The organism is Natrinema sp. H-ect1 (assembly GCF_041821105.1).
Classification (GTDB): Archaea; Halobacteriota; Halobacteria; order Halobacteriales; family Natrialbaceae; genus Natrinema; species Natrinema thermotolerans.
In genome coordinates this window covers 215,511-229,484 of record NZ_JBGUBA010000004.1, presented here as the reverse complement: position 1 = coordinate 229,484, position 13,974 = coordinate 215,511, and the positions used below count along the sequence as shown (strand labels likewise).

The 13,974-nt window shown below is 60.2% G+C and carries 13 protein-coding genes; 3 read left to right on the top strand and 10 right to left on the bottom strand.

Annotated elements, in window-relative coordinates:
• Positions 1 to 273 precede the first annotated feature (273 nt).
• The gene (locus ACERIM_RS12295; protein ID WP_373632861.1) at positions 274 to 1,155 is read left to right on the top strand and encodes a hypothetical protein; all 882 of its coding nucleotides are present in this window, start codon (positions 274 to 276) and stop codon (positions 1,153 to 1,155) included.
• A gap of 383 nt (positions 1,156 to 1,538) precedes the next feature.
• Here ACERIM_RS12295 and ACERIM_RS12290 read toward each other — a convergent pair whose 3' ends face one another.
• Positions 1,539 to 2,843 (bottom strand): RNA-guided endonuclease TnpB family protein, encoded by a 1,305-nt coding sequence (locus ACERIM_RS12290; RefSeq protein ID WP_373632860.1) that lies wholly within the window; start codon positions 2,841 to 2,843, stop codon positions 1,539 to 1,541.
• Between the two features lie 337 nt (positions 2,844 to 3,180).
• Here ACERIM_RS12290 and ACERIM_RS12285 point away from each other — a divergent pair, with 337 nt between their 5' ends.
• Positions 3,181 to 3,486, top strand: a complete 306-nt coding sequence (locus ACERIM_RS12285) for a hypothetical protein (protein WP_373632858.1) — start codon at positions 3,181 to 3,183, stop codon at positions 3,484 to 3,486.
• A gap of 983 nt (positions 3,487 to 4,469) precedes the next feature.
• On the opposite strand, the gene ACERIM_RS12280 is transcribed toward ACERIM_RS12285, so the two are convergent.
• The 6 genes from ACERIM_RS12280 to ACERIM_RS12255 all read right to left on the bottom strand — a co-directional run bounded on the left by ACERIM_RS12280 (position 4,470) and on the right by ACERIM_RS12255 (position 10,866).
• A complete protein-coding gene (locus ACERIM_RS12280; protein WP_373632857.1) occupies positions 4,470 to 5,858 on the bottom strand; it encodes an ATP-binding protein in 1,389 nt (462 codons plus the stop codon).
• Positions 5,859 to 7,057: 1,199 nt separating this feature from the next.
• Positions 7,058 to 8,131 (bottom strand): CNNM domain-containing protein, encoded by a 1,074-nt coding sequence (locus ACERIM_RS12275; protein ID WP_006650736.1) that lies wholly within the window; start codon positions 8,129 to 8,131, stop codon positions 7,058 to 7,060.
• Positions 8,132 to 8,297: 166 nt separating this feature from the next.
• A complete protein-coding gene (locus ACERIM_RS12270; RefSeq protein ID WP_373632855.1) occupies positions 8,298 to 8,726 on the bottom strand; it encodes a universal stress protein in 429 nt (142 codons plus the stop codon).
• A 151-nt stretch (positions 8,727 to 8,877) separates the two neighbouring features.
• The gene (locus tag ACERIM_RS12265; protein WP_373632853.1) at positions 8,878 to 9,792 is read right to left on the bottom strand and encodes a universal stress protein; all 915 of its coding nucleotides are present in this window, start codon (positions 9,790 to 9,792) and stop codon (positions 8,878 to 8,880) included.
• Positions 9,793 to 9,851: 59 nt separating this feature from the next.
• A complete protein-coding gene (locus ACERIM_RS12260; protein WP_373632852.1) occupies positions 9,852 to 10,253 on the bottom strand; it encodes a universal stress protein in 402 nt (133 codons plus the stop codon).
• 118 nt (positions 10,254 to 10,371) lie between these two features.
• Positions 10,372 to 10,866 carry a universal stress protein gene (locus tag ACERIM_RS12255; protein WP_006650740.1) on the bottom strand — a complete coding sequence of 165 codons (495 nt, stop codon included), beginning with the start codon at positions 10,864 to 10,866 and terminating at the stop codon, positions 10,372 to 10,374.
• Positions 10,867 to 11,100: 234 nt separating this feature from the next.
• Here ACERIM_RS12255 and ACERIM_RS12250 point away from each other — a divergent pair, with 234 nt between their 5' ends.
• Positions 11,101 to 12,357: a cytochrome D1 domain-containing protein gene (locus tag ACERIM_RS12250; RefSeq protein ID WP_373632850.1), complete on the top strand. Its 1,257-nt coding sequence runs from the start codon at positions 11,101 to 11,103 to the stop codon at positions 12,355 to 12,357.
• Positions 12,358 to 12,381: 24 nt separating this feature from the next.
• Here the strand turns inward: ACERIM_RS12250 and ACERIM_RS12245 are convergent, their stop codons facing one another.
• The 3 genes from ACERIM_RS12245 to ACERIM_RS12235 form a co-directional block, all read right to left on the bottom strand.
• Entirely contained in the window at positions 12,382 to 12,882 is a 501-nt protein-coding gene (locus ACERIM_RS12245) for a molybdopterin-dependent oxidoreductase (protein WP_006650742.1), read from the bottom strand.
• 81 nt (positions 12,883 to 12,963) lie between these two features.
• Positions 12,964 to 13,488 carry a carboxymuconolactone decarboxylase family protein gene (locus ACERIM_RS12240; RefSeq protein WP_006650743.1) on the bottom strand — a complete coding sequence of 175 codons (525 nt, stop codon included), beginning with the start codon at positions 13,486 to 13,488 and terminating at the stop codon, positions 12,964 to 12,966.
• 2 nt (positions 13,489 to 13,490) lie between these two features.
• Positions 13,491 to 13,946, bottom strand: a complete 456-nt coding sequence (locus ACERIM_RS12235) for a MaoC family dehydratase (protein ID WP_006650744.1) — start codon at positions 13,944 to 13,946, stop codon at positions 13,491 to 13,493.
• Positions 13,947 to 13,974 lie beyond the last annotated feature (28 nt).

The window sequence follows — 13,974 nt, the reverse complement described above, 5'->3', positions numbered from 1 at the left end:
GGAGGCCGCACTTCGACGAGAACAAACCTGTGAGTGGTGTGGATCCACCATCTCAAGTTACTCCGATCATATCCCGAACTGCACTAGCGTTGAGGTGGCCCAAGAGAGATCTTAATCAAAGACGACAAACCCCCGTCAAACCACTTCTTTCGCCAAATTTCATAGTGAGGGTGAGAGAGACGAGCTTGATTCATAGCGTTTGGTTTGGTAGTCTAAACGACATTGAGCGGTAGAGCCGTAGGAATATAGTTGCGGAGAGCATTCGTTGAGGTGATGACTGCTCGTGTCTTTTATCATCATCCGGAAAATAAGCAGTTCTCGTTCGATTTTGTGAACCCTGATCTCGAAGCCATTGGTGAACGAGTCCTCAACTACGAGAGTCACAAGTCGGTCAAGGTTGAACAATACGAGTTGGATCAGACGGTATACGTCGTCTATACGTCATCTGGTGCTACTGGTGACGCGGATGCTATTGAATACGATCTTGTAGATCAGATCTCATCAATGGCATCTGCGAATAGAGTCATCGCCACGCGGTACGTAGGGCTGTTCAAGGAGGTTCTCAGGGGCAATTACGAGGAGGAAGGAAAGCGAGTGCAGGCGTACAAAGACATCGCTGCAGAGGATATCGAACCTGCACTCAATCAGATAGACTGGGACGGGAGCGCGACTGAGGTCGCTGGCCGGCTCGCTTCGAATTTGATTCTCAAGCACGCTCTCCCGAATGCGAACCACAGAACTGCAATCGGGATGATTCAAGTGTATCTTCGGCGCATCGAGCCTGACTTTTCAATGCCAGATACAGCACGCCAAACCGATGCTGATGACGAGTACGCGTGGATGGATTGGGTCAATGAGTATATCAAAGAATCAAAACGGCTCCTGACAGTTCGTCGAAAGGGGGATCGGTTCCGATACTTGTCGCAGTTTGGGTGTGAGGTGATCGAACGAAAGCACGGAATCGAGATTGAACTCAACGAATACGAGCTTTCGTTACCTGCAAGTGAGCGATGGCGTCAGTACGCCGAACAACACGAAGAACTGTGGGTGGAGTTCGTGAGGAACGCAGTTCAAAGAAGTGGCTATGAAGAGTTGATTGAGACGAAGGGGCTCACGAAACACGAATTCGCAGAGCAGTTAGAGAAGATGAAGTGAACAGCTGGTGAGACCAATTGCCGTGTTTAATCCTGGAGTCGGGCGACCATTCGGCCGGTTTCTTCAATCTCGTCGCTCTGACTGAGGTTGAGACGCTCCTCTAATTCTCGAACCGATTCTTCCAAAGTCATATCGAATTATGGGCTACTCAGAGGGATAAGTGTACCGGCACTCAACGAAAACACGGATATTAACACGCGATCACCCCTGACTTAGCCCTGATAGTAGCTCTGGGAAATATTGCTGAGAGACTACCGGTTCGAAGTATACTAAGGCGAAGTCAGAACCAGATGAGTCCCACGACCCCCGCGATGATCATACTCATCCCGAGCAGTATGAGTAAACGGCCTCGGGCGCGGTGGCCCGAGGCTTTTGTAATTCCCTCAGCCGTGCGCTAGCACTCCCTGTTCCGCGAGGGAACGGGATGAGGGTGGGCGGCTTACGCGCCCCGACCCGGACAGACGCACCAACCGAACTTGCGGCTGGGTTTTGTGAGTCCGGTAATTCGTATCCGTATCGCCGAGTTTCGCCTTCTCGCGCCACGCGATGTTCACCGATGCGTTCCGATCGGCGTGGTCTTGCGCCACGTCACACTCGTCGTTCGTACACTGGAACCGCCGCCCCTGCCGATCTCCACGCTCACCACAGCACGAACACGTCCGCGAGTTGTAGTAGGCATCCACCGTGTCCGTGGGTATCTCTCGCCACGTCGCCTTGTACGACACAAACCTCTCGAACTTGTGGAACGGCAGTTTGTGCAACCGACGGTTCATGTATGACCCGTACTGCATTTCGTTGCGGATACCACTCATATCCTCGAACACGATGACCGGGTTCGAGAACTGCTCTGCAAACTTCACGACAGCACGGGAGAGACGATGCAATACCCACTCGGTGAACCTTTCTTCCCTGTCACCGAATTGCCGATGAATACTCGTTTTACCGTGTTCCTGACAGCGAGTAGTGATGGTGTGGTAGCGTTGGCGTTCTTGCTTGACTCGTCCGTAGTCGAGGACGAGCGTACCCTTCGTCTGCATCGTCTCACGGTCGAGGGCGGTGAAAGCGACGTTGCGCTCGTTGATGTCCACGCCGACTACCGTATCGCTAGTCTCGGGTTGAGAAATGTTGAACTCGCGTGTGACCGTGACGTGTAGGTAATACACGCCATCGCGGTACAGGAGTTCGGCCTGCCCCACATCCACCTCATGCGACGTGAGAGCGTCCCGAAGTTCGTCCATCGCGTCCGACCCACCGCGCAGATTCCCCGTCACCTTCTTGTAGGGCTTCGGGCTGATACGAAACTGGACGCGGTTCGTGTTGTCATCAACGGTGAGCCGGTAGCCTTCCGTGTGCGCCATCACAAGCGGGTACGCACCAGATTTGTCGGTACTCGGTGGCGTCGGCTTCCCTCCGTCGGGATCGTCCTGTTCGTGCCACCAGTCGAGAAGTGACTGATAGGAGTCCCACGTCTGGAGGGCTTTGCCGACGACTGCGCACTTGTTGTTCCGCAAGAAGTTGTCGCGGTCAACCTCTTTCTGTATCTCGGTGCGAGTGTACCCTTGTTGTTTGAGGCGGATGGTTTGGTTGAAGATCTCGCGTGCGGCGAGGCGGGCGTCGTGGAGCCACGATCGGTCACCAGACGCTACGTGAAGGCGCGTCTGAATCGTCTTCGTGGCTTTCTCACCCATACTTCGATTTGGCATTCACTCTCTCAAAAATGTGGGTATTTCTCCTGACGGCAGTCGAGCGCACGCGCTTCACCCCCGCCCACGGTGGGGCGGGGAACTTGCGCTGTTTTTCGTTTAGAAATTGCTCAAATCTGCTCAAATCCTATTACGTCGCGGACTGTGGTCATACTCTCTCATACGGCACGATGTGCCTAAAATCCCGACCGACTGAAAGAGGGATTCTCACAGAGCCACTTGACGATAACCGAGATTACACGCTATTTGAGCTGAGGGAGGTTGTTCCGGCTGGTGCATTACAACAACTATACTCCTGAAGGGAAAATAGATAGGTGAGAAAATGGCGGAGAAGGAGAAAATCCAATTCCGGGGGAAAGCGGACAGGGAGGCGTCAGAAATTGTCGATCGGATGCGTCCTGAGGGGATCAACATTAGCGAGATAGCTCAACAGGGCTTCCGAGAGAAGCTCCGAGAAACACTTTCAGACGAAGAAAAAATCATGCTTCATCAGCGGTATAACGAGGGCGAGATTTCGGAAGAGGTCGCAGAGGTCCTGATTGGTGATGCGTTGAGAGAAATTGAACGTGAGCAGGACGCCTTCAAGATGGCTTCGAAACTCGACACAAGAGATGTTTTTCAGGGTTGATAGCCGATGACAATCTTTCCCGCAATGAGTGGTGTACGCGATTCTTAGGTGGAAAAGATAAACCTCTGACACAGTGACGTGGAACACTACTGTGTAACCGGTTCATGGTACACGGCCATGGTGCAGAATCGTGGTACTGTAACACGGTATAGTGTCTTGGTACGGTGATCGAGTCCTCAAACGTTTCACCTAGTTGTTCCTATAAGTAGATCGTAAGCACGTCTTCACCCGTTAGAGTCTCAAATTGAGGTGGTAGATAGAAAAACAGGATTCCATGGTACGCTGACGTGAAACGCTACCGTGTATCTGGACCGTGAAACACAGACGTGATACACCAGCGTGGTACTGTAACGCGGTACAGTCTCATGGTCTGCTGATGCGGTACTCCTATACAGACCGATCTCTCGGTACTGGTACTTGGTACAGTCCTATGGAACACTCTCTTGACACGCCATGGTAGTATGAGTTCTTTTACATTTGAGGTGTTGATCGCGTTACGGGCGTTTCCGGTTTGAATTCGTGATCAGAAACGGCGTATACGATAGCAGGGCCGACAAAGACGGTGAAGCGCCCCAGCACGCAGACGACAGTCAGTATGGGTTCTGTTGTTGAATTAGTTCATCTTTTGTCTCTCAGAGTACTATCCTGCGAGTTGCGCTTGAACGATCACCGTCATCCGAACGATGGTAACCACCAACGCAGAAACGATCGCTATCCAGAGAACAGTACTCGACAACACACCGAGTAGAACGAGGCCAGCAGCTACCCCTGAGCTGATGATAATCCCTGTAACGAGTGGGACGGTCCCGAGAACCTCCAAGACAGTCGCCATAGGTGACCGTACGATATACTCGATGTAATAATTGGTGTACGCTGGAGTGAGTAAGGTGTTGTACGAGGTGATGAGAGAAAGACTCGGGAAGTAGACGGATTGGAAGAGCCGGTAACAAACGGTCTGCTTCGTGCTCCTCGTACGTCTATCTCTATCCTCTGGAGTTGCTATTGGGTGCGAGCAGATCAGATAATTCGAAAAGAAGGACGTCGTCACGCGCATCAGCGGCGCGTTTGAGGTCGTCGGTGTACCCGGAGCGGCTGAACAAGACGTACAGCGTCTCCCCGTCTGCTGGCTCTTCTGCCCATCGTACTTCCGACGCAGTTCGTTCGAGATCGGTGAGGACACCTTCGCTCACGGGTCGAGAAGTGAACTTGCACTCGCCTGCGACGAGCCCCTCATCGGTGAGGCCAACGACATCCAGTTCGTGTTCCTTGAACCACCACTGCCCGATATCAAGGAACCGTCGCTCAATGAGGTCCGGGAGTTCACGCTGGCAGAGCCGTTCAAACAACGGGCTCACGTAATCCGCCAGTTCGGGTGCGACGAGTTCGTCGTACGCGTCGTCGCCGAGCATACGAAGTTGGTCTTGGGTTCCGTACACGAAGCGGAACCAGAACCGAAACAGCGGAGCTGCGACGCGATACCGACCGCGTTTTGAAGACGTCGGCGATTCCGTTACGGGGATATGGCGCTCGACGAGACGGAGCCGGCGGAGTTTCTGGAGGTACGTGCTGAGTGATCCGGACTCCACACCGGCCATGCCCGCGATCTCGTTCGGAGTGCGACGCCCGTGGGCGAGCGCACGAAGGATGCTGAAGTACGTATTCGGCTGTCGGAGTTCGGTGCGGAGCAGGAATTCGGGCTCGGAGTACAGGAGGCCACGCTCCGACAGAATCGACTGCTGGACGTTCGTTCCTAACGGTTGGTCGGAATCGATGGTCTGGAGGTAGTACGGTGTGCCGCCGTAAATCGACCACGCGGTGATGGCAGTTTCGGGATCGTACTCCGGGAAGAATTGGTGTGCGTCGGCCACGTCGAGTGGTTTGAGATCGATCGTCGCTGTCCGCCGACCGTACAGCGGTGCGCTTCCAGAAAGCACCTTGTCTTCCATGACGCTGATTGACGAACCGACGAGCACGAGCGTCATCCCCGTCTCCTGTAACTCCGTATCCCAGACGCGCTGAATTCGGGACGGCAACGACTCGTCCTCCTCGATAAGGAATGGAAACTCGTCGATGACGACGATCGCGTTTTCCTCGCCGAGTGCTTCAAGAAGGGCTTCCCAGTCGCGGCGGACGTTCCGCAGCGACGGGAACTGTGCGGTGGCGGCGTCAACGAACTGTTCGAGCTGGTTCTGTGCCGTAGACTCAACTGCTTGGTAGTAGACAGCGTCGTCCCGATCAGCGATGGACTGGCGAACGAGCTCGCTCTTACCGAGGCGACGGCGGCCGTAGATCACGACGAAATCCCCCGTCTCGGACTCATAGCAGGCCGTGAGTTGATCGAGTTCAACGTCTCGATCAACGAAGTGCTCCATACAGCCAGTAGCATCTCCGGCTAAATAGAAATTCTGATTTCGGAAATCACGATTTCCAAACTCGTGATTTCCTTTTGCAGGGGAGGAGCTGAAGGCGAACGTCCCAGACGCTGTGAAACGGAACCCGAATCCTTTGCGTGCCGTGAGAGTTCCCGTCTCTATATCTGGATTGATCCAGCGAACGGCACAGGCGATCGATGAGATATGGCAGTCGATATGGCATGGGTCGAGTCGCGCCGAGAAAGCCGCGATCGCTATCGTGCTTTTGATCACCGGATTGGCCATCCCGGTGACCCCGATCGTCTGGATCGCCCGGATTATTGCCAGCTAATCGATGGAGCAGCAGGGCGAAACACGCACTGTCTATTCAACGGGGTTCTGCCAACAGCTCCGGTGGATGAGGACTAGATCTACGCTCCGTTCAGACACATAGCACAGTCCCATGGTACGCTGAGATGGAACGCTACTGTGTATCCGATCCGTGGAACACAGACGTGATACAGAATCATGGTTCTGTAACGCGGTACGGTATCTTGGTCTGCTGATTTGGTACTGTTCGATGGTACGGTATCACGGTACTGGTACCCGTTACAGTCCCATCGAAACCGACCTCAATACAATGCGATGCAGACGTGAGTGTCCCGAGCGATATTCCAGGATCATGGCTACAGCCAGCCGATTCTATCACGGCCTGGATGTCGAAATAATACCGGTTTGGTGAATTCTCCCTTCGCTTATAAAGAGAATGAGGCAATCTTTATCCGAATGAGGGTTCTGGATGAATAGAACCATGGTTGACTTAAAGAATCTCGAAATTGGCGATCCCGGTTCGGTGCCTCTATTTGCCCACAACGAACACTCATCTGGGTACGCTTAGTTGAGTCGCAAATCGTTAGGATAGGTCGGGTGTCCCACTAAGGCAATTAACTGGGTGTCTTTTTAACCTCCAGACCATAGTATCGCTCACACGGTCGAAAACCATGGTCTCAGCAGACGGGTAATTGAGTGAGACGGGAATTGACAGTGAGGTGAAGTATACCCTCTCACGGCAATGACCAGGGTTCGAATCCCTGTCGGAGCATTTCTCTCACTCCGAATCGACCAGTGATATTTGGAGGCGGACTCCAGTTTTGATCCCGTTACCGACGCGACTGCGACGGGAGACGAGTCGATGACAGCCAAAGCGAACGCTGTCGGAACTACGATCGTCCCTGTAGCAAGCCGTCGTTCACGACGAGCGGGTCCTCGAAGTCACCGACCAGCGCCTCGAGGGCGTCGGTCGCCGTCAGGAGTCCGACGACGGTCCCGTCGGCCTCGACGAGCGCGAGTTCCTGCTGTGCTGCCTGTAGTTCGTCGATCGCGTCGCTGACGTGCATATCGGCGGGCAGTGTCATCGGCGGCGTCGCGATGTCGGCGAAGGACACGTCACCGTTTCGCAGGTCGTCGATTCGGTCGACGACCGTCGGGGCGTAGACGATCCCGACGAACGACTCCGGACTCTCCTCGATCAGTGGAAACCGGGTGTGGGGACTCGAGCCGATCCGATCGACGTTCTCCGCAGTGGAGGCCGTCGTCGAGAGGAACGTGACGTCCTCGACGGACGTCATCTCGTCCTCGACCGGCCGATCGCCGACCGTCAGGGCGTTGATGATCTCCTCGCGTCGGTCGTCGGGGACGTCGCCCCGCTCGAGGACCGACGCGAGTCGGTTCCGGAGTTCGGCACGCGTTTCGATGATCTCCGTCTCGGTCTCGAGCCACGCACCGGTCATCTCGATCCCGAACCGGTGTAACGTCCACTTCGCGACGGCGTCTCCGAACCAGATCACGGGCGAGAGGAGTTTTGCGAACCAGTACAGCGGGGTGGCCCCATACCTCGCGACGAACTTCGTTCGCTCGACGCCGAGATAGGTCGGCGTCTGCTCGCCGTGAGTGAGATGAAGGAGATTGATGATGACGAACGCGAGGACGGCACCCGCGCCTGCGGAGGCGAGTGCAGTGTTCTCGAAGACGGGACGGATGATCGTCGCGAGGGCCGGTTCGGCGACGATACCGACGGCGATGCTCGTCCCGCTGATGCCCACCTGACAGCTGGTCAGGTAGATCTCGAGTTCGTTGGTCATTTCCCACGCACGCCGCAGCCCCGGTTCGTCGAACTCCGACTCGGGGTACTGTCGGACACGAGTGAGCGCGAACTCGATCGCGACGAAGAAGGCGTTCGCCAGAATGAGGGCGATGCCAGCGATCAACCGTCCGCCGATTTCGATCGGCTCCATGAACTGACGATTCGTCGAGAGTTCATATAAAAACACTTCTACTTTCCGGCAGGCTGGAACGTCGGTATCTACCGGCGGCACTGCCAGTACACTGTCACTTCGATCGGTGGCCGGCCGTCCTCGTTCGACCGACGGGCGTCGGTCCCGAGGAGAGCTGTCGACCGATTCAGTCGCGAACGACGATGACTGGCACCGGTGATCGGCGGACCACCTTTTCCGCGACGCTGCCGAGCATGATACGCGACATTCGCTCGCGGCCGTGGCTTCCGATAACGACCGTCTCGTAGTCGTCCACCGTCGCCAGCTCGACGATCTCCTGGTCGGGTTTCCCCGTCGCGATTTCGGTATCGATATCGTGGCCGTGGTCCGCGGCGATGTCGACTGCTTCGTCGAGGATATCGCGCCCATCATCGCGGCCGCGTTCGACGGCCGGAACCCGATCCTCGGGGTCCTGAAACGCCGTCCAGTACCCGTCCGGAACCGGAACGACGTACAGGGCGGTGACGTCCGTATCCGGGAACTTCTCGAGCGCGTACTCGAGTGCGTCTTTCGCCGGCGCTGACCCGTCGTAGGGAACGAGGAGTCGGTCACTCATACCGGCCGCTACGACGACCGTCGGTATAATACCGGCACCGTGTTCGAACCGCCGGCCGATCGGCCGGCGACAGCGACCCGTCGGCCGGACTCGCCGACTGTCTCCGGTTGACGGGGTCGGCGGGGGACATCCGGCGTCCCGGTTATCGCTCTCAGGTGGCGTTCATCGGAACACAAAACACCGGCAACTCGGCGTTCCGGACGACGTTTTCGGTCACGCTCCCGAGGAAGTGGCGCTCGAGGCCCGAGCGGCCGTGTGTCCCCATCGCGATGAGATCGATATCGTTGCCGTCGGCGTAATCCAGGATGACTCTCGCCGGCGGCCCCGTCGCGACGGTTCCCGTGAGGGTGCAGCCGCGTTCGCGCGCTCGTTCGCGGACCGACTCGAGGGCATCCTCCCCGGGGCGCTCGAGTTCGGACAGGACCTCACTGGGCGCTCGCCGTGGCGAGAACCGCCTCGTGTCGACCGAGTAGACCGCGTGGGTCATCGCGTCGAAGGCCGCCGCGAGCGCCAGTCCCCAGTCGACGGCGACCGCCGCACCGTCGCTCCCGTCCGTCGGCAGGAGGACGTTCCGGACGGTGTCCTCGGTAAGCGGCTCGTCACTCGCTGCCGGCGGCACGACGAGTATCGGGGCCCCGACGGTCCGGAGAACGTTTTCGGTCACGCTTCCGAGAACGACTCGTCTGACTCCCGTTCGTCCCTTCGTTCCCATCGCGACGACGTCGATATCGTGTTCGTCGACGTAGCGATCGATGACCCGAAAGGGTGTCCCCTGCTCGGTCGCCGTCGTGACCTCGAGATCCGGCCGCCGGTCGCGGACCATCGACGAGACGGATTCGACGGCCGACTCGGCGTCGGCCTCGAGCGCGGCCCGTTGTTCGTCCAGATCCGACTCGAGAACGGACGCGACGCCCTCAATCGCAGAGGTGTCGACGACCGAGAGGACGTGAACGGTCGCGTCGGCCATCGCGGCGAGATCGACGCCCCGTTTCGCCCCCGCCAGCGCACCGTCGCTGCCGTCCGTCGGCAGGAGGATCGAATCGATCGCGTCGGTTGTCGGTGACATGGCGAAAGACTTCGGTTCCTCGGTGATTAATGGTGTGGGTACGGGGACCCGGCTGACGGTCACTCGACGAGTAACACCGGGACCGTCGCCGCCTCGGAGACGCGTTTCGAGACGCTCCCGCGAACGAGGTGGTCGAGTTCCCGATGGCGACCGATAACGATCAGGTCGATATCATGGTCGGCGGCGTAGTCGAGGATCGCGCGATGGCGAAGGCCATGTGTCACGTCACCCGTGACCCGATCGACACCGGCGGCCGTCGCCCGATCGCGGACGTGTTCGACCGCCTGTCTGCCGACCTCCTCGAGATCGCTAAACTCGATGCCGGGAGCGATCGCAGCGGAGTTGACCACGTACAGCGTGTGGAGCGTCGCGTCGTATTCAGCGGCGAGCGCGATCGCTTCGTCGATCGCCCGTTCGGTCTCCTCGCGCCCGTCGGTCGGAACGAGAATTCGGTCGTACATACCGTCTCCTTGGTCGACGTGATCATTAATCGCTGGGCTCGGTGACGACGTTCGGACGACGGCGGAGGCGACGGGTTCGCCTCCTGCCTCGAGTCGGCCGGCGATCGCTCGTCGGTCGCTACGTCGCGTCGGATTCCCGGTAGAACTCGGGATGGGGGTCGAGAGCCTCGAGCGCCGGCGGCGTCGGCTGGCGAACGATGAAGACGTCGTACGCTTCATCGGCGGCGACGTGAACGCCGACGCTCGTCAACGGCGTGACGACGCGGCCGACGTTGTCGCTGCCAAGGAACACGACGCTCGGATCGTGGTTCCGTATCAGTCGCTCGATGTGGCCGGCCAGTTGGGCCTCGGGCGGAAACTCGCGGATCCGTTCGCACTCGAACGCCGCCGACGGTGCGAGCGTCCGCACTCGTTCGCGAAGGCGGTCGACGACCGCATCGACGTCGTACGGTTCGTCCTCGTCGATCCAGCCTTTCTCCCGTGCGTATCCTTTTCGCTCCGGGACGACAGCCACGGCCGCGACCCCCTCCTCGAGGGCGGCGTCGTATTCGACGGCTCTGACGAGCGCGGCTTCCGCTAGTTCCGATCCGTCAAACGGGACGACAAAGGTCATACGGTCCGTCTCGACGCCGCGGCCAATAACTCCGAGGGTAATCGCCGCCCGTCCGAAAGCCCGCCGCGCACTCGTGTTTCGCGTGCTTTTCCGTCCGCGGCTGGGCCGTGGCCGCCCTCGAGCGGACACCACGATCCACCCCGACCCGGCTCGGCTCACTGTCCGTCGTCCGTCCCGAACGTCTTCGCGGACGTGTATTTTCGAGTCAGGTCGAAAGGAGTACCGAGAGACTCGATGAGCGAGCAACTCGCCGCCAGCACCGTCAGACCGCCGTCGTTTCGCGAATTGGGGCTCGAAGGGATCGCCGATTCCCTCGAGGTTCACCGTGAGGAGACTGATCCACCGGCAACGCCACAATACGACTGTCCGGACCTGCGGGACCTGCTGCTCGTTGCGGAACGCCAGCCAGGGTCGGTAGCAGTGATCGATACCACGCGTCACGAGCGGCTCGGTCGCATCGAGAACGTGGGGAGAGCGCCCCATTCGATCGTCTTTCACCGGTCTCTCGCCGAAAACGACCCCGAAGCGTCCGCGTACGTCCAGTCCCGGCAAGGGTGGGTGAGCAAGCTCGATCTCGCCAGCGGCGACCTCGTCCGCCGCGTCCGGGCCGGCACCTCCGGGCGGGCCATCGCGATCTCCGCGGACTCGAACTACCTCCTCGCGGGGTACTACAACCCCAACCACGCGGTCGTCCTCGATGCCGAGACGCTCGAGCCGCTGCATCGGCTCCCGGCCCACGCGGTTGATCCGGACGGTCAGTCGATCGCCTCGCGGATCTGTACCGTCCGGGACGTGCCGGGCGAGCGCTGCTTTCTGGTCGTCCTGAAAGACGCCGGCAGGGCCTGGTTCGTCGACTACGACGATCCCTCGTTCCCGATCGTCGACGAGGTCGCCGTCGGCCGGACCCTCCACGACGCCGTCTACGGCTCCGACGAGCGGTACTGCTACCTCGCCTCGCAGGGCGACGAGTGTCTGTACGTCCTCGACGTCCGGGAGCGGGCGGTCGTCGACCGGGTGCCGACGGCCGGGCCGCCGCATCCGACCCCCGGCGCGATCGACGAGTCCCGCGGGCTCGGCTTCACGGGAACCGTGATGAGCGACGCGATCACGGCGTGGGACCTCGAGAGCCGCGAGCCGGTCGCCGATATCGAGGTCCCGGGCCACGGCATGTTCTGCAACTCCCACCCTGACAGCGACTACGTCTGGGGCGACGTGATCTTCGACGACACGGACCGGGACAACGAGGGGGTCATCTACGCCATCGACCCCGACGACCTGGTCGTGTCGACGGTCATCGACACGACCGAGTGGGCCCCCGGCCGGTCGCTCCATCCCGAGTTCACCCGCGACGGGAGCCACGTCTACGTCAGCTGCTGGGACGCGGGGAAATTGTTGGTCTTCGACAGTTCGACGGGAGCGTTGACCGCCGAAATCGACGGGCTCGAGACCCCGACCGGGACCTTCCTCGGCGACCGGGCCACGGAGCCCTGACCCCGGCCTCGTCGCACCGCCAGCTCACTCGAGCCGCGACAGCGCCACGTCCTTCGCGGTGTCGTCCGCGGTCGGTTCCGTCTCGCGGACCTCGATCTCGCGTACCCACTTGATACTCTCCCAGCAGTCGGCCGCCTCGCCGGTGGGGACGAGCCGTGCCGGGCCGCCGTGTTCGACCGGGAGCGCGTCGCCGTCGAGTGCCACGGCCAGCACCGCTTCGGAGAGCCGCTCGAGGGGGAACGCGCAGGCGTAGCCCTCGTCCATCCCGTCGACGAGCGCGTACGCGCTCGCGTCGGCCGGCTCGACCCGCTCGAGCAGTCGGGCGACCCGAACCCCGCGCCACGATAGCCCCTCGGCAACCCACCCCTCGGCGCAGGCGAAGTCGTCCGTATCGGTCTCGAGCGGAAGGTCGGTGAGGTCCTCGAGCGCGAAGTCGATCGGGTGCCGGACCGCGCCGGTCACCGACAGCCGCCACTCGTCGGGCTCGACGCTCTCGGGCACGTCGAACTGCCTGAGATCGACCATACCGACGGAACGGCGGCGAATCGGATAAGAGACGATCCGAACGGGTTCGGGCCGAAATCGACCCGCGGTCGCCGCGGGGGATCAGGGCCGCCAGCCGACGAACGCCTCCTCGGTCGCGACGTCGAACGCGTCGAGTACCCGGGCCGTCGCGACGTAGTGGGCCGCGAGCATGGCGACGCCGACGACGGTCTCGACGCCGTAGTACTCGCCGAGTCGGTCGTGGTCCCCGTCGCGGGGATCGCCGAGGGCGACGCTACGGGCGTAGGTGACCAGCGCCGCGTCGCGGTCCGAAAGCGCCGCGAGGTCGCCCTCGCTGATGGCGGTGATCTCTGCGTCCGTCACGCCGGCCTCGCGGCCCAGCCGGACGTGTTGGTGCCACTCGTACTCGTGTTCGAGGGCGCGCGCGGCCGCCAGGATGACCACCTCGCGCTCGCGGGCCGGCAGGACGTCCCAGAGCCGCGTCGAGTAGCGCATGTACCACTGGAGCAGCTCCGGCGCGTTGGCCATCGACCGAAAGATGTGGGCGTCGCCCACGTCGTTCTCGGTGATCAGATAGCGGTACTCCTCGGGGAGGTCGTCGGCCTCGAGCAGCGGCACCCGGGCCATCCTTACTCCTCCGCGTCGCCCGGCCGGCGGGCGATCATGCCCAGCCCGATCCAGGAGATGACCACGTCGTCGTCCTGGTTGATCCCCTCGAGTTTGCTGTCGACGTAACCGCGGGTCGGATCGCTCTCGGAGACGCGTTTATCGACGATTTCGGTCCGGACCGAGAGGGTGTCCCCGGGTTTGACCGGTTGCTTCCACCGGAGTTCGTCGACGCCGCGAGCGCCCATGCTGGCGCGGTCCTGGATCGGGCCGTCGACGAGCATCCGCATGCACATCGCGGCGGTGTGCCAGCCCGAGGCGACCAGTTCGCCGAACGCGGACTCTTCGGCGGCCTCTTCGTCCGTGTGAAACGGCTGCGGGTCGTACTGCTCGGCGAACTCGAGTACCTCCTCTTTGGTCACGTGGTACTCGCCGAACTCGCGGGTCTCCCCGACCTCGATGTCCTCGTAGTAGCGCATGACCGTGTGGTGTGGTACGTATCGGCAA